Origin of the sequence: Paenibacillus sp. PastM-3 (genome assembly GCF_029893965.1) — a bacterium.
Lineage (GTDB): Bacteria > Bacillota > Bacilli > Paenibacillales > Paenibacillaceae > Paenibacillus_AQ.
This window is the reverse complement of record NZ_JARXXP010000014.1, coordinates 142,683-160,201: the sequence shown is the minus strand read 5'-3', so window position 1 is coordinate 160,201 and position 17,519 is coordinate 142,683. Positions and strand designations below refer to the sequence as shown.

13 protein-coding genes are annotated in these 17,519 nt (G+C 49.6%); all 13 read left to right on the top strand.

What is annotated here, in order from left to right:
- The first annotated feature begins 34 nt into the window (after window positions 1-34).
- The 13 genes from M2108_RS19580 (at window position 35) to M2108_RS19520 (ending at window position 17,384) form a co-directional block, all read left to right on the top strand.
- Window positions 35-2,287 (top strand): glycoside hydrolase family 3 N-terminal domain-containing protein, encoded by a 2,253-nt coding sequence (locus M2108_RS19580; RefSeq protein ID WP_280777150.1) that lies wholly within the window; start codon window positions 35-37, stop codon window positions 2,285-2,287.
- 122 nt (window positions 2,288-2,409) lie between these two features.
- Window positions 2,410-3,900 (top strand): ABC transporter substrate-binding protein, encoded by a 1,491-nt coding sequence (locus M2108_RS19575; protein WP_277547323.1) that lies wholly within the window; start codon window positions 2,410-2,412, stop codon window positions 3,898-3,900.
- Between the two features lie 80 nt (window positions 3,901-3,980).
- Complete coding sequence (locus M2108_RS19570; RefSeq protein WP_277471050.1) at window positions 3,981-4,928, top strand: ABC transporter permease; 948 nt, start codon at window positions 3,981-3,983, stop codon at window positions 4,926-4,928.
- A 17-nt stretch (window positions 4,929-4,945) separates the two neighbouring features.
- Window positions 4,946-5,845, top strand: coding sequence for a carbohydrate ABC transporter permease (locus M2108_RS19565; protein WP_277471049.1), 900 nt, complete (start codon window positions 4,946-4,948; stop codon window positions 5,843-5,845).
- Between the two features lie 87 nt (window positions 5,846-5,932).
- The gene (locus M2108_RS19560; RefSeq protein ID WP_277471047.1) at window positions 5,933-7,690 is read left to right on the top strand and encodes a cache domain-containing sensor histidine kinase; all 1,758 of its coding nucleotides are present in this window, start codon (window positions 5,933-5,935) and stop codon (window positions 7,688-7,690) included.
- Entirely contained in the window at window positions 7,687-9,282 is a 1,596-nt protein-coding gene (locus tag M2108_RS19555) for a response regulator transcription factor (RefSeq protein ID WP_277471045.1), read from the top strand. The genes M2108_RS19560 and M2108_RS19555 overlap by 4 nt, the downstream gene beginning before the upstream one ends.
- A 24-nt stretch (window positions 9,283-9,306) precedes the next feature.
- Window positions 9,307-11,061 (top strand): sensor histidine kinase, encoded by a 1,755-nt coding sequence (locus tag M2108_RS19550; RefSeq protein WP_277506304.1) that lies wholly within the window; start codon window positions 9,307-9,309, stop codon window positions 11,059-11,061.
- A 46-nt stretch (window positions 11,062-11,107) separates the two neighbouring features.
- Window positions 11,108-12,193: a response regulator transcription factor gene (locus M2108_RS19545; protein WP_277471040.1), complete on the top strand. Its 1,086-nt coding sequence runs from the start codon at window positions 11,108-11,110 to the stop codon at window positions 12,191-12,193.
- 331 nt (window positions 12,194-12,524) lie between these two features.
- Complete coding sequence (locus tag M2108_RS19540) at window positions 12,525-13,415, top strand: ABC transporter permease (RefSeq protein WP_277471038.1); 891 nt, start codon at window positions 12,525-12,527, stop codon at window positions 13,413-13,415.
- Window positions 13,416-13,441: 26 nt separating this feature from the next.
- Window positions 13,442-14,326, top strand: coding sequence for a carbohydrate ABC transporter permease (locus tag M2108_RS19535; protein ID WP_277471035.1), 885 nt, complete (start codon window positions 13,442-13,444; stop codon window positions 14,324-14,326).
- Between the two features lie 43 nt (window positions 14,327-14,369).
- Complete coding sequence (locus M2108_RS19530; protein ID WP_277471033.1) at window positions 14,370-16,082, top strand: extracellular solute-binding protein; 1,713 nt, start codon at window positions 14,370-14,372, stop codon at window positions 16,080-16,082.
- Window positions 16,083-16,170: 88 nt separating this feature from the next.
- Entirely contained in the window at window positions 16,171-16,959 is a 789-nt protein-coding gene (locus M2108_RS19525; protein WP_277471032.1) for a sugar phosphate isomerase/epimerase family protein, read from the top strand.
- Between the two features lie 179 nt (window positions 16,960-17,138).
- Complete coding sequence (locus M2108_RS19520) at window positions 17,139-17,384, top strand: S-layer homology domain-containing protein (RefSeq protein ID WP_280777149.1); 246 nt, start codon at window positions 17,139-17,141, stop codon at window positions 17,382-17,384.
- Window positions 17,385-17,519 lie beyond the last annotated feature (135 nt).

Genomic DNA, 17,519 nt, shown 5'->3' with positions numbered 1-17,519 from the left:
TTTTTTGATAAAACAATGTCGGTTTGCTTATAGATTGGGGCCGCTCCCCCGCATTATAGTGGTTCCAGACCATAATCTGCGGAGGAGAACAATTACAATGAACGAACACGCAAGAGCGGGAGGCGCATCCGGCGCGGCGGACGAAACCGCGGCCGCGGTGGAGAAGTTGCTTAGCGAAATGACCCTGGAGGAAAAAATCGGCCAGATGACCCAGTCGGCGGGGACGAACACCGACGCCATCGGCAGCAGCATTCAGGCGGATCCCTTGGCGGAGCAAATCCGTCAGGGGCGGATCGGCTCCGTCATCAACCTGGGGATGAGTGCGGAAGAGACCAGGGAACTGCAGCAGCTGGCGGTGCAAAAGTCGCGGCTTGGCATTCCACTGTTATTCTGCCAGGACGTTATTCACGGGTTTCAGACGATTTTCCCCATTCCACTGGCATGGTCATGCTCCTTCGATCCTGAGCTGATCCGGGAAGCCGTCCGGGCCTCCGCCCGGGAAGCATCCGCCGTTGGGACGATGCTGGCCTTTTCTCCAATGTTGGACATCGCCCGGGACCCACGCTGGGGACGGGTGGCGGAGGGGTCGGGGGAAGACCCGTACCTGGCTTCCCTCATCGCCAAAGCCCAGGTAAAGGGCTATCAGGGCGAACGGCTGGGGGAAGAAGGAAGGATGGCCGCCTGCCTGAAACATTTCATCGGATACGGCGCCGCCGAAGGCGGAAGGGACTACAATACGGTCAGCATCGATGACGTAACCCTACGCAACGTCTATCTGCCCCCGTTCAAGGCGGGGGTGGAGGCCGGCGCCGCTTCCGTTATGGCGGCTTTCAATGTCGTCAACGGGGTTCCGGCGGCTGGTAACCGGGCTCTTCTGAAGGGGCTGCTCCGGGAGGAATTAGATTTCAAGGGAGTCGTCGTCTCCGACTATGCCGCCGTGGAGGAGATGATCGCCCACGGAGCGGCGGAGGACGGCCGGGACGCTGCCGTCCGCACGGCTGGCGCGACGCTGGATATCGAGATGGCGACGCCCTATTTCAACCGCTATCTTCCGGAGGCGGTGCGGGCTGGCGACTTGGACGGAGGTCTCATCGACGAAGCGGTGCGCCGCATTCTAACGCTGAAATTCCGGATGGGAATCATGGACGACCCTTACCGTTTCTTTCGTCCGGCTGAAGCCGAGAGGGTTACCTTCAGCGGGGAGCACCTGGAGCTGGCCCGGAAGGTGGCCCGGAAATCCGCCGTCCTGCTCAAGAACAGTGGCATCCTGCCTCTGGGCAAGGGGAAAAGGGTCGCCCTTCTCGGTCCCCTGGGAGACAGCAAGGATATGCTCGGTACGTGGCAGTTCAGCCGGTACGGCGAGCGGACGGTGACCATACGGGAAGGACTGGAGCAGGCGGGATACGCCCTCATGGTCGAAGCAGGATGCGGCATCCGGGAGGAGTTGCCCGGAGGGATCGAGCGGGCGGTGGCGGCTGCCCGGGAGGCGGATGTGGTGCTCCTGGCCCTGGGCGAGGACAGTTCTATGAGCGGGGAAGCCTCCTCCCGGCAAAATATAACAGTGCCGGAAATTCAGGCCCGATTAGCTGAAGCCGTCCGGCGAACGGGCAAGCCCGTCGTCCTTCTCCTGTCGAGCGGCCGTCCCCTGCTGTTGGACTGGTTTGACCGGAACATGGACGCCATTCTCGAAACGTGGTTTCTCGGCTCCCAGGCCGGGCACGCTATCGCGGACGTTCTCTCCGGAGCCTACAACCCAAGCGGTAAGCTGACGATGTCCTTCCCGCGGCATACGGGACAGATACCATTCTATTACAATCGGCTCAACACAGGCCGGCCCGTCGTGGAAGGGGTGGACAATCCGTTTACGAGCCGCTACCTGGATGGATCCAACGATCCGCTGTATCCCTTTGGTTATGGACTGTCCTATACGGAGTTTGCGATCACGGATCTCCAGATGGACGGGCATCACCTGACCGCGGATAAGCCGCTCCGGGTATCGGTATCGGTTGCCAATGCGGGCAGCTGTGCCGGCGAGGAGACGGTTCAGCTCTACATCCGGGATGTGGCCGCGAGCATCGCGCGGCCCGTGAAGGAGTTGAAGGATTTCCGCAAGGTTTTCCTCCAGCCGGGAGAATCGGCAATCGTCACGTTTGAAATCACGGAGGACAAGCTGCGTTTTTACAATGCGGAGGGTTCGTTCGTGTCTGAAAAGGGCCGGTTTATCCTCTACATAGGGAAAGACGCCACCGACCGAAATCTGATGAGTGCTGAATTCTATCTGAAATGAAGGGCGCGTTTGGTCGTTTTCGTGATGAAAAGAGGTCGGTTTCGTTATAGAATCATGAACCTTCCGGCGACTATACTAAACTCACCAAGCATGCGAAGTTTAATACTTTTTGAGGTGATCTAATGAACAAGAAAATGGCGGGGTTACTGCTCTCCACGCTTTTGACCGCGACGGCTCTGGCGGGCTGCGGGAAGGTGGAGGAAGTGTCCGGTACGAAGACGGGCCCGGAGAATACCCACAAGGTCGTCATGGCCATCTCCGGCGAACAGCAGGCCGGGCAGGAAAGAGTCATGGCCGAAGTCAACAACATTCTCAAGCGGGATTTGAACATGGAATTGGAATTGATGATTCTTCCCTGGGGCAGCACCGACCAACAGATCCAGTTGATGCTGACCGGGACGGAGCCGCTTGACCTGTTCCGCCTTGGATCAGGGGAAGCCGCCGGTTATATCTCCAGCGGAAAAATCGTAGACTTGAGTCCCCTGATCGATAAGTACGGCACGAATATCAAAAAATCCCTGGGCGAGGAAATGGCCAAGTCCGCCAACATTAACGGCTTCATCTATGGGGTACCGACAAACATCGAGCGTGACAACAGGCCGTCCATTGAAATGCGGAAGGATCTCGTGGAAAAGTACAACATCGATATCAGTCAGATTAAGTCACTCCAGGACTTGGAACCCATCTTCGAAAAGGTGAAGGCGGGCGAACCGAATATGACGATGCTGTTCGGAGCGGGGGACGTCAACCAGCCGGCCACCCGATACGGCGGCTTCGATTCCCTGGGCGGCTTCGGCGGCGTATTGGTCAACGACGGACTGGACAGCACGAAGGTGGAAATCCGACCGGCGACGGAACAGTACAAGCAGTCCCTGGAGATCTTCCATGACTGGTACCAGAAGGGGTACATTAACAAGGACGCCCCTACCGGCCAGGACGAGCCTGCCGTCGTGATGAAGGCTGGGAATACGTTCGCTACCATAGTTGGCTGGCATCCCGCCTACCAGGATAAAGAAGGGGATTACGACGTCGTATTCGCCCCCCTTCGCGACCACGTCCTGCACTCCGGTTCCTCCGGCTATGTGACGCTGGGCATCGCCCGCAACTCCCAGGACCCGGAAAAAGCGATGCAGCTATTGGATTACATATACGGAAGCCCCGAAGTGATGAATCTGCTCAACTGGGGAATGGAAGGCAAAGACTACGTGTATGTGGACAAAGAGAAAAACACCATCGGCTATCCCGAAGGCGTCAGTGATTCCAACGCGGAGTATCACTTGAACCTGGGCTGGGAGCTGCCGAACCAGTTCATCGCCAGCGTCTGGGCCAGCAGCCTGCCCGCCGACGTCTGGGAAAAGATGAAGGTATTCAACGACGAAGCGCCCAAATCCAAGGCATTTGGCTTCATGTTCGACCCGAAAGGGTATGAAGCGGAGATCACCGCCATCTCCAACGTAAACAAGCAGTACGCCCGGTCGCTGGAATCGGGTTCCGTCGACCCGGATGAATATTTGCCTAAATTCGTGAACGCCCTGAAAGCGGCGGGAATAGAGAAAGTGATTGCGGCCCAGCAGAAACAGCTGGACGAGTTCCTCGACGAGAAAAAGCAGTAAGCGAACCGTCAGCCAAACAAGTCGCCTCCCGATCGGTCTCCGGTCATGAGGCGGCTGTCTAATAAAGGAGGAACTGTACCATGTCATCCGCCGCGACAGGCGCGCCGCGAAGGAACAGGAAACTGGCGAAGCACTTCAAGTGGACGCCGCTGTTCATCATGATGGCGCCTGGTTTGATCTATCTGTTCATCAACAACTACATCCCTATGGCGGGTCTTGTCATCGCCTTCAAGAAGATGGATTTTCGCAAGGGAATCTGGGGAAGCGATTGGGCCGGCTTCGATAATTTCAAATACCTGTTCACGACGCCGGACGCCTTCATCATCACCCGGAACACCATTCTGTACAACGTCGCCTTCATCATCGTTAATATCGTCGTCGGCGTCATCTTCGCCATCTTCATCAGCGAGATGATGAACAAGCATATGAAGAAGCTGTATCAAAGCGCTGTGCTGCTGCCGTTTCTTATGTCCATGGTCATCGTCAGCTACATTGTTTACGCGGTGCTGAGCCCCGAAACCGGGCTGATGAACAAAACGATTCTGCCGCTTCTCGGCAAGGAGCCGATTTCGTGGTACTCGGAGTCCCGATACTGGCCTTTCATACTCATCTTCGTCAATACCTGGAAAGGCGTGGGCTACGGCTGCCTCATCTACATGGCCAGCATCATCGGCATCGACCGCTCCCTCTACGAGGCGGCGGAAATCGACGGGGCGGGGAAATGGAACCAAATCCGCACCATCACGCTGCCGATGCTTGTGCCCAGCATCATAACGCTGACCTTGCTGAACGTGGGCCGTATTTTCTTTTCGGATTTCAGCCTGTTCTATCAGGTACCGCAAAATTCGGGCATCCTGTTCAACGTCACCAATACCATTGATACGTACGTGTACCGCGCGCTTTTGCAGCTGGGGGACACGGGGATGGCATCCGCCGCAGGCTTCTACCAATCGGTGGTCGGATTTGTCCTCATACTGGCCTGCAACTGGATCGTCCGAAAACTCGACAGAGACAGTGCTCTGTTTTGATGGAGTGAACCGAAACCATGCTAAAAACAAGAGAGAACGTTATCTTCCAAACGATCGCCCATACCGTGATGATCCTGGTCGTGCTCATCGCACTGCTGCCTTTCCTGCTCGTCTTTCTATCCTCGATCACCGAAGAGAATACCCTGATCGTTCACGGCTATTCCTTTTTTCCGCAGAAATTCAGTCTGTATGCTTACGAGTATATCGCCCAGAAGGGGGACAAAATCCTTCGGGCCTACGGCATTACGTTCCTGATCACGATCGTGGGAACGCTGGCCAACGTCCTGATGACGGCCATGCTGGCGTATCCATTGTCCCGCAAGGACCTGCCCGGACGGAAAATTTTGTCCTTCTACGTCATCTTCACGATGCTGTTCAACGGCGGCCTGGTCCCGACGTATCTGATGTACGCCAATACGTTTCACATCAAGAACACGATCTTCGCTCTGCTGATTCCCGGCCTGCTGCTCAGCGCCATGAACGTGCTGCTCATGCGTACCTACTTCCGTACGAGCATCCCCGGACCTTTGATCGAAGCAGCGGAAATCGACGGGGCAGGCCAGTTTCGGATTTTCTTCTCGATCATTATGCCCCTCGGAACGCCGATTCTCGTCACCATGGGCTTGTTCGCTGCCCTGGGATACTGGAATGACTGGACAAATGGTTTATACTATTTGTCAGGACCGAAAGGGGAGAGCCTTTACAGCATTCAAAATTTTCTGAATAAGCTGATCACGGATATCCAGTACCTGGCCAACGCCCAGTTCAGCGGAGGGGGAGCGGAAGCGGCCAAAATGCCGTCGGTATCCATCCGCATGGCCATCGCTTTTGTCGCCATGATTCCCATTCTCCTGATCTTTCCGTTCCTGCAAAAGTATTTTCAGAAGGGGATCACCCTCGGAGCCGTGAAGGAATAGACAAGATCCATGCAACGATTCAACCGAACCAAATGCCGGTACCGGCATTTGGTTTACGCTATATACGGAAGGGTGAAGGGGAAGGTTATGTCCGGCAAGAAGAGAAGAAGGGGAAGGTCTATCTCCCAGCTGACGAAGCTGGCCGTTCTGCTGCTGTTTCCACTGCTGCTGCTGGACGTGACTGTCAGTTTGGTCACGATAGCGTATATTCGTTCGGAGACGAAGCAGTATTTGGGCAACATGGCCGATTTGTACGCCTCCCGCATCAACGACCAGTTTACCAACATCAACCGCCGTATGCTGACCATCCTGCTGGGAAACCAGGGCACTGACCGGGACACGAATCGCTACATCGAAACGATCGAGAAAAGCTCGGACCAGGTGGAAATCAACGCCGCCATCCATTCGCTCCAGCTCAAATTCAACGATTATTTGCTGGAATACGGCGATTACTATAATTTCTTTCTCTATTTCGAAGACAAGGAGACTTATGTCCCCTGCTCCAGCGCCATTTCCTACGAAGAACGAAAGCGGATACAAGAAAAGATCGTTTCCCTGATCACCTCCGACACGATTCAGACGAGCTCCATCAGCCAAACCTGGAATATTATTGCTGTGGACCGCAAGAACTATTTGGTCAAGCTTTATCAATATAATGATAAATACATTGGCAGCTGGATCAGCGCTGAGGATTTGCTTCGTCCCCTGAAACAGTTGGACCTGGGTAAAACCGGCCATGCCGTCCTCACGGACGAAGCGAACACGCCTTTAACCGCTATCGATTCTACTGCGGGGCTTCCCGGGCTGCTGCGGGGACGCGATCCGGCAAGGCTTGGCGGACTGCTGTTTTCCAACGATCTCGTGCTGGACCGGCCGTTTTCCTCAGCGCCTTTCCGGATCCGGCTGTTTATCTCCAACTTCGGCCTCTTTGAAAAAGTGCTCGTCATTCAGCTGCTGCTATTTCTGCTATCGCTTCTCACACTGATCACCCTGCCGTTCATGTCCGTTTATCTCAGGCGGAACGTGCTGGACCCCGTCCGGCGGTTTTCGCGGAATCTGGAAAACTACGAAAAGGGGGAAAGCGGTTATGGAGCGGAGGACAGCAAAATCGCCGAGTTGGAGCAAGCCAGTGTACAGTTCGCTACCTTGGCGGAACGGGTGAAGACATTGAAGATCGAAGTCTATGAGAAGGAACTGGAAAAACAGCGGGTGCAGATGGACTATATGCAGCTGCAGATCAAGCCTCACTTTTTTCTGAACTGTCTGAATTTCATCTATCATATGGCGGGACTGAAGCTGTACCCGGAAATCAGGACGATGGCCAAGACGACGTCGGATTATTTGCGGTATCTCTTCAGGAGCAATCTGGATTTTGTGCAGGTTCAAGACGAGATGGAACATGTAAAAAATTACCTCGACATTCAGAAGATGCGGTACAAGTCGGCGCTGACGTTCTACCTGGAGCAGGATCCGGAGACGAGGAACTGCCTCATCCCCCCGCTCGTTATCCAGTCTTTCGTCGAGAACGCGGTGAAACATACCGTGAGCCTGGATGAATCTGTAGAAATCTCCGTCACGGTGTTTCCGGAGGAACGAGAGGGCCGGGCCTACGCGGCGATCTTCATCGCCGATACCGGGTACGGCTTCGACGAGAATACACTGGCGCTGCTGCAAAAGGGGGAGATCAAGGCAGGGGACGGTTCCCGGATCGGCATCGCCAACTGTCTGGCGCGACTGGACTATTTTTACGGCGGAGAGGCCGAGGTGGTCTTCTACAACAGCCCAATGCGCGGAGCCGTAGTGGAAATCCATATACCGATAAAGGAAAGGGAGGACCCGGAATGAATATTCTGATCGTGGATGATGACGCTTATATGGTCCAAGGCATCCGATACGCTATGGATTGGGAAACCCTTGGTTTCGATGCTGTCTATACTGCCAGCAATATCCGGCAGGCCAAGCTTGTGCTGGAGAGCGTGCCCGTTCAGGTGATGATCTGCGACATCGAAATGCCCCAGGGAAGCGGTTTGGATTTGCTGGAATGGGCGCGGGAGCGGAACCTGGGCCTGGAAACAATCTTCCTGACCAGTTTCGCGGACTTTTCCTACGCCCAGCGGGCGATTCAGCTGCAGAGCCTGGAATATTTGCTGAAGCCCATTGACTACGCTCTGCTGGAAGCAGCCGTCCAGCGGGCCGTCCACAAAGCATCCGCCGTTCTGAAGAACGAGGAGCACAAGCAGAACAGCCGGTATTGGCTAAACAACCGGAGAACCATCATTGAGCATTTCTGGTGGAGCATCCTTTTGGAGAAGATCTCCTCGGATTTCGCCACTCTGCGGGAACGGATCGAAAAAGAGCATCTGGTATACACGGAGGAGGATCGCTTCGTTCCGATACTGATCGACGTCTTTTACCGGGAGGAGCTTTACGAGCATTGGGGGGGCTCGCTGTTTGAATTTGTCCTAAAGAACGCCGCCTCAGAGATTTACACTTCCCCCTACTTTACAGTCGAGAGCGTCATCCGGACCGAGCAAAAGGCGTGGGTAGCCATTCTGAAGCTGACGGGACCCTTCAACAGCCACATGGAAGTGCAGAACCTCTGCGACGAGTTCATCTGGAAGACGAACCGGTTTTTGAAGATGGACGTCCGCTGCAACATCGGGGATTTTTGCGGGCTCACCGAGATTTGCCGGAACGTTAAAAGCCTCCGGGCCATGAGTGCGGACAACGTAAGCAGCCGGAACCGGACCTTCCTGCTCTGCGAATACCAGCACCGGGAAATTCCCTATAACAGCCCGTCAATCAATGTGTGGGAATCCCTCCTGGCCGGCAATGACCGGGAGACGCTGGAAAAGAACGTGGAACTGTACCTGGACAATCTGGCAGCCCGCAACGAGATCAACGCGGACACACTGAAACTGTTCCGGCTGGACGTGACTCAACTAGTGTATTCCGATTTGAGACAAAAGGAGATTCAGGCCCACAAGCTCTTCGCCAACCAGGGCAGCCACGATGAGCTGTACGAGCGGTCCATCCGGTCCGTGGAGGATATGAAGGCCTTCGTCCGCCATTTGCTGAAATGCGCCGTGCAGTATACGGCGTTTGCGGAAAGCTCCCGTTCCGTCATTGACAAGCTTCTCGACTATCTGGACCACCGCTTCAGCCAGGACATCTCCCGGAACGATCTGGCAGAGATCGTATATCTGAATCCCGATTACATCTCGCGGCTATTCAAACGGGAGGTGGGCATGTCCATCGGGAGCTACCTGCTGGAGAAGCGGCTGGAAAAGGCGAAAGAGCTGCTGACGAACAGCACCCTTCCCATTAACGCGGTATCCTTGCACGTAGGCTACAGCAATTTTTCATATTTCACGAAAACCTTCCGGGAAGCGACGGGAGTCACACCGAACGAGTACCGGAAGCAGTTCAGGACGTGAGCGCGATGGGGGAACCCGAACGGTATGATGAATCTAAAATTATTTTTTAGCTATTTAAAACTAAAAACCTTAAAACGGAGATTGGTTTTTATCGTAGTGATAGAAACGATTGCCATACTCTGTATTTTAATATTAATTTCTTATCAAACGATCCATTCTATAGAAAAGAGTAAATTAAAGACTTCAATGGCGGCTAACCTGCAGCAGATTACTGAAGAAATGACGCAAAAGTATAAGAATGTTACACGGATTTCTCAACAGATGTCTCCGGAAGGCAATATAGGCTCCTTATTAGACAGCTACTTTCAAGAAAACTCGAATTTCGACAAATATCAGACCTCTCTGGACATTTTGGACAATTTGGTTAAAATAACCTTTGCCAACAGTGATATCATTTTGAGAACATACTTCGATCCTGTGACCGCTAATCATTACTTTTACAACTTTTTACCAAGTGTACCTCCTTATGAGTTCAATGTATTAAAAGAAAACGGTGAGTTTCAGTTTCACTCTTTACACCAATCAAGTGTTAAAAGTTTAGGGAACTACCAGGTGCTTTCCATCAGTCGGAAAATTACGATAGAAGAAGGAAGACAGCTGGTCATTTACATCGAATCCAGAATGGATGCGAACAAACAAATAGAGGATTTGTCCAAGTCACAACATATGAAGTATGTACTATTGCAGTTGGACACCCCTAACCGCGTTCAGTATTCAAGCTCAGAAGCCTTTCATCCGGGAGAACTTTTTCAGATGAAAGATGAGGAAGAAGTAGCCAGCCACTTTTTCGGAAAATCCAAAAACTATGTAGGGGTTCGTCAAGAAACAGACATGGGGTTTGTCAACGTATTATTATTGCCAAAAGCTGAATATAACCGGGAGCTTTATGCTTGGATTCGCGATGTTACAAGTATTTTCATCCTGGCTTTATTATTGTTGGGAATTTCATATATGGTATTGTCCCGTTTAATTTTATCTCCGCTCATTTTATTTATTAAAGAAATGAGAAAAATCGGTAGAGGTGATTTGGAAACCATTTCTGTTCACAGCGGTGTAGTGGAATATGATGAACTTTTTAAGCAGTTTAATACCATGAAAATACAAATACAAAAGCTTCTGTCGGATGCGGAGCATATGTCCCGCGAAAAACAAAAGCTCGAAATTGAGAAGATTTATTATCAGATCAATCCTCATTTCTTGATGAATGCCCTTCATTCCATTCACTGGCTGGCAAAAATGTCCGGTCAAGCCCAAATTGAAACCTTTATTACTGAACTCAATTTCATCCTGGCCTACAGTCTCGGCAAGATCGATAAGCAAGCGACTTTAAGGACGGAAGTGAAAATGCTCCTGTCCTATCTGAAATTACAAAAAATGCGGTATGACTTTCAGGTAGATGTCATAGTCGATGAAGGCGAATATTTGGAAACACCCACCGCACGTATGATTCTGCAACCTATCGCTGAAAATGCTATTCATCACGGTCTGGGCGAAGAAGGCTGCCTGAGCATCCGTGTGTCTCACTCCACCGAACGTAATGCCATTATCATCATTGTTGAGGACAACGGAAAAGGCCTTACAACCGAACAATTAGAAAGCATCAAACAGACGATGCATAGAAAATCTGACGATGACAGTGTATTTGCAGGGATTGGACTCAGGTATGTACATTATATGCTGGAATCATTTTATGGCGATAAAGCCATCATTACCATTGATAGTGAACTGACCCGCGGTACGAAGGTGAAATTGCTTTTGCCGATTGACATCCAGAAATAGATGGTTTGCGAAACTGCAAAAAATGATAAAGTGGGGAATCGCTAGCATGTATCGTGTATTGATTGTAGACGACGACCGTTTGGCGAGGCAGGGCATTATTTCCATTATGGAATGGGAAAAATACGGAATGAGCGTTGTGGGTGAAGCGCAGAACGGTGAAAAAGCTATGGAGTTATTAGCAGCCACACCGGTAGACCTGTTATTTGTCGACTTGGATATGCCTGTTATGAACGGAATCTCGTTGATGGAGAAATGCCGGGAGCTATATCCCAAACTGCTCTTTGTAGTCCTTACCTTTTACGAAGAGTTTAAATATGTACAGACGGCTCTGCGGATGGGGGCAATCGATTATATTTCCAAATTGCAAATGGAAAGCACGGATTGCAACGAATTGCTTAAGGAAATCAGCAATAAAGTTGAGGGTAGGATGAAGCAAAGCAGAGTGAGATCCGGCAATGAGCTGAATAACGGCTCGCCTCATGGTTCCGGGGAGGATAGCGGCAATCCGTCAAAGGATTACATGGAGCAGGAATGGGAGCAGCTCGTTAGCAAATGGAGACAGATGTACTGGCTTTATGATGATCTGAATTTTGAAGAGCTTTGTCGCCGTACAAAAGAACTTCATATTCCAATTTGGAAAGTTGCCCAAGTGTTGCTTTATTTAACGAGTGTGGCTGAAGAGAATATCGGCATCGTACAAAAAGATATTCAACAATATGAAAATCTGGAAGCCTTTTTTGAATGGATGTCTTCTTTCAGACAGGCATTGTACAAAAAAGCTTTCGAAGAAATCAATCATGATAAGATGCATCTCTGTGTGATGAAAGCTGTAATTTTTATCAAAAATCATTTGGCTACAAAAATGCATGGGGAAGATGTTGCTCAGAGCGTTAATTTAAGCAGGAGCTATTTTTCAGTCAATTTCAAGAAATATACCGGTCTGTCTTTTAATGAGTTTATTCGCAAAGAGCGCGTTCGGGCGGCTAAAAGGTTATTGGAGGAAAAAGATAAACTAGTGTCGGATATAGCACAGATGGTGGGATATGATGATGTGAACTACTTTATCCGCGTGTTTTGCGATGAAACGGGAATGACGCCGGGGGAATACAGAAAACGGAAAGCTAAAGAATAAAATCAATACGCCTGAAATCTTATAAAGGACGGTTCGAACAAATGGATCGCAAGATAAGATAAAACCTTTCTGCCTGGGTGGTTACTTCTACCCATCATGAAAGGTTTTTTTGCGTGCTGTTAGTTGATGAACCTATGCATGAAAAATGTTCTATATATTGAAACCAATAATGCTATTTACGAAGATTAAAGCGATGAAACGCCGGTTTTTCATCAACATATGTCTATACGTACCCTTCCATTAACGATGCTATAGTTACAATGTAAGCGGAACCATTTTGGTAGAACAAAGCATTTTAATCCATAGGTAAGGAAAGGGGGAGAGCGGATAAATGTACAGCAGGAAAAATGTAAAACATTATTGGATCATGATGGCGCCGGGGTATATCTGGTTGATTTTGTTCAGTATTGTACCTATGTTTGGGATTGTAATGGCCTTTCAGGATTATAACCCCTCAATGGGTATTTTTAAGTCTCCATGGATCGGGTTGGAGAACTTTCGTTACATGTTCAGTATGGACGATATTAGTCAAGTCTTTATCAATACGATTGTAATTGCGGTAGGCAAACTCATCGGAAACATTATCGTTCCTTTAGTTTTTGCCCTGCTGCTGAATGAGCTTGTGGTCAAAAAATGGGTACGTCCCATTCAGACCATAGTGTATCTGCCTTATTTTCTGTCGTGGGTCATTCTCGGAAGCATCGTGTTAAACGTGTTCGCTTCCAATGGTCCGGTTAACAGCTTTCTTGCGTTATTCGGCGTAGAACCGATTCTTTTCTTCGGTCGTCCGGATTTGTTCAGATCGTTAGTCATTGGAACGGATATTTGGAAAGGGTTCGGTTATAATGCCGTGATTTATCTTGCAGCGCTTACGGCGATTGACCCGGCTCTTCATGAAGCAGCGGCTATCGACGGCGCGGGCCGGTTAAAGAGACTCTTGCATATTACGCTGCCTGGTATCCGAAGCACGGTCATACTGCTGATCATATTATCTCTTGGAAGCGTACTCAATGCCGGATTTGACCAAATTTATAATTTGTACAATCCTTTGGTTTATTCTACCGGCGACATTATCGACACCTGGGTATTCCGCGCAGGTCTGGTGGATTTACAATTCAGTCTTGCCACAGCGGTTGGTCTTTTGAAGTCGGTGGTCAGTTTTATTTTGATCCTTGTAAGTTATGCATTGGCGGACAGGTTTACGGGCTATAAAATCTTTTAACCACTTGTCGGAAGGGAGGTGAAAGTTTGATCGAGAACAAAAGCTTGGGCGCCAGAACCTTTAATGCCGCAAATATGATCCTGTTGATTGTCATTACATTATTGTGTTTAGTGCCTCTATGGTACATCCTGATGGTTTCAGTGAGTGAAAAATCGGCGGTAAACGCCGGCACGGTTACGCTATGGCCAGTGGGATTTAACTTGCTGTCTTATAAAAAAATCGTAGCGGAAGAAGCATTTTTTCTCTCCTTTTGGGTCTCTGTAAAAAGGGTTGTGCTTGGCACAATAGTGACCGTAGGGGTCATATTGCTCATGGCCTACCCGCTTTCCAGAACATCCAGACAGCTGCCTTATCGAAATGTATACATGTGGTTATTGGTGTTCTGCATGCTCTTTAGCGGCGGAACCATACCTTGGTATCTTACGATGCGCAGTTACGGTTTGATCGATTCGATTTGGGGATTAGTGCTTTCGGGAGGAATGCCGGTATTCAGTGTGATTCTGGTAGTCAACTTTTTCAGAAACGCACCTTCTGCATTGGAAGAGGCGGCCTATGTAGACGGCGCCGGCCCATGGAGAACGTTTCTCCAGATCTATATTCCTATTTCTACCCCCGTTATTGCCACCATTACATTGTTTACGGTTGTGGGCTACTGGAATGAGTTTTTTCAAGGATTAGTGTTAAGTACGAATCAATCGAATTACCCGTTACAAACGTATATTCAGCAATTGGTCGTCAGCATCAATTTATCTACCGTGGATACGGAACAGGTCAAACTTGCCTCACAGCTCAATAACAAATCTTTAAATGCAGCAAAAATATTCATAGCTATGATTCCGGTTCTGATCATCTATCCATTCCTGCAAAGGTATTTCATAACCGGTATTACTTTAGGGTCTGTGAAAGAATGAAGTAAGACGGATTGCCGGATTATATTAAAAGGGAGGAAACGCAATGAAAGGGAACAAACTGCTGGTAGCGGGTTTGGCGTTAGCAATGGTAACGAGTGCAACAGCCTGCAGCAAAACTTCAACAGAAAACGAGGGGGCGTCTTCATCATCGCCTGCTGCTTCATCGGCTGCGCCTTCACTCGATCCGTTTGGAAAATATAACGAACCGGTTACCATCCGTCTAGTTCGGACTCTGGATCCAAACGCAAAGTTTGATGAGGGCAAGTCGATTGAAAATAATGACTTCATTGATGAAATTAAAAAGCAGTTCAATATTGACGTGAAATATGATTGGATCAGTTCCCCGACGGACTGGAATCAGAAAATCAGTCTGGCGATTTCATCGAACAATTTGCCGGACGCCTTTTTCGTGAATTTAACACAGCTCAAAACGCTGGAGAAGTACGATGCAATTGCAGATTTAACAGATGTCTTTAACACGTCTGGCAGCGATATACTGAAAGATTTCTACAAGAGCGGCGGAGAGATGCTGAAGAATCTCGTTGAAGAAGATGGGAAGCTCATGGCCATTCCCGCCCCGGTGCCAAAGGCTTCCGGAATGAGCGAGATGTGGATTCGCCAAGACTGGCTGGATAAGCTGGGGCTAAAACCGCCTAAGAACATCGAAGAGTTAAAAACAGTCGCTAAAGCTTTTATTGAACAAGACCCCGATGGTAACGGGAAAAAGGATACGATCGGCATCGTCGGCCCTTCAAAATCCGGTTTGCTGAGCGGTACGGATGGTAACTTGTACGGACTGGATCCTATTTTTGCCGCACACAAATCGTTCCCGTTGTACTGGCTGAAAGACAGCAGTGGAAAATTGGTCTATGGTTCAACTCAGCCGGAGACTAAACAAGCTTTGCAAACGTTAGCCGATATGTACAAGCAAGGATTGATTGATAAGGATATGCTGGTTCGCGACGACAGCTTGCAGCCTATTCTTGATGAGAAAGCGGGCATCTTCTTCGGGCCTTGGTGGACCGGTTACGTGCTGTTGGATGTGTATAAAAAATCCCCCGCCCCGGATTGGCAAGCGTATGCTTATCCGCAGGCTGACGATGGCAAATATTATGCGCATATGGCTGCGCCGGCAAATCAGTTTTTGGTGGTGAACAAAAAATATAAAAATCCTGAAGCGGCTTTGAAAATCATCAATCTTCTGCTGAGAGATGAACCTGAATGGGTAGCCAGCGGTTTGGGCAAAAATCCCGGAACCGGCGGAGCCTATCCGCTGTACACCGTATTTGATAACCTGGATGAAATTGAAGTCTCTTACGATATGCTAAACAAGTATTTAAATGGTCAAACGGACATCAACTCCATGGATTTCAGTACTCACAAACTTTTGAAGGATGACATGAACGCAATCAAGAAACTTAAAAAAGAACCGTTCGATAATTTCTCTATTAATCATTGGGACTTGGAAGGCGGCGGCGACCTTATTCAGACCAATCTACCGCGGCTTGTATCCATTATGGTTGGCGACAGACCGCTTTCTACGGACAAGAATATTGAAGAAGTCTACAGCCTGTATTATGGTCAGACGGAAACCATGGCTTCCAGATGGGCTAACCTTCAAAAATTAGAGAAAGAGGCCTTTGCCAAAATCATCATGGGCGTAGCGCCGGTGGATTCTTTCGATGATTTTGTAGACATGTGGAATAAACAGGGCGGGGATAAGATTTTAAAAGAGGTTGCCGACATAACCGAATAGGTTGATCGTCGCTTATACAGTAAAGCGAATTAAGATCCGTTTCTGAAGCGGCTTGTTATCACCGAAAACTAAAGGGAGATGTTCTGACTTGAAACTTGGGATCATTGTTTCTCCGACAGCGGACAGCTTTGACTATGCGTCGGCGCTTGACCTGGAGTTTGTGGAGTTCTGCTTTAATGTCGGATATGATGTAAAGCAGCTGAGCGGTATTGTGCCGGAGCTTAAAGCGGCGAGTGCCCGGACCGGTGTGGCCGTAGGCTCTATCGGTCGTTGGGGCTCCGACCGGATTGCCAAGGATGGGAGTCTCATTATGGAAGAGCTACAAGTCAGCTATGACCTCATTGATGCAGCTTCCGATCTTGGCTGTCCCGTGTTCGTGTGCGGCTGCAATTATATTGAGGACCGATCTTATTACGACAATGTCGTGTCCGCCATCGAATACTTTTCCAGGTTAATTGAATACGGCAAAAATAAGGGCGTACAAATCGCCGCTTACAACTGTCACTGGAACAGCTTTATCGTTGATGAAATGGCCTGGAAGCTGATACACGCGCACTTGCCAGAGCTCGGCATCAAATACGACCCGTCTCATGCGCGGTATGCCGGACAGGATTACTTAAAGGAAATGCGCGACTGGGGACATCGTTTCTTGCATGTGCACATAAAAGGCTCGGTCATTATCGATGGCGCCCGGTTTGACGATCCGCCTGCGGGTATGGATCAAACGGAATGGGGGACGTTCATGGCAGTACTGTACGGGGTCGGCTACGACGGAGGTCTGAGCATTGAGCCGCATTCCCATACTTGGTCCGGTGAGTTAGGGGAAAAAGGAGTGAAATATACCGTGGACATGATGAACCGGCTACTGCTGCGTTAAAGTTGAAGTCCTTATAGAGCGCCCTCATCTTACCCAAAAGGTAATTTAAGGGCGCTTTTCTGTTGTTTTAGCAAGAAGGGACCCTCCGCAAGGTGCGGAGCGAGATAGACTTAAGAGTTCAGTAGTTACACCGGCAAAAACCGCCACAGCTTCCGTAACCAGTGGATCAAGCGGTAATAATGCCGGAGGTAGCTGCTGCAGCTGAGGCAGGAATTGTACAAGGGAAAAATAATAATGTGTTCGAGCCTGACTCCCTGATTACTCGTGAAGAGATGGTTGTAATGATGATGCGTGCTTACAGCCTGAAGTCAGGTGGTGTTTCAACAGTCCCAACCAATCATAATTGTAATCTGAATATCTGGGGGCATTTACCTGATGAGGTATGGGATAAAGTCTTTGAGTTATACAAAAGTATGCCTGGCTGAATGGGGTATAAAGATGGGATTCCATATTGGTTCGGGCAAGAGGAGGATGATGTTTATATTGCGGCATCGGTTGAGCCGAGCGGATTAGCTTTTTATGCACAGATGAACCAAAGTGATTGGGAAGTATGGATAACT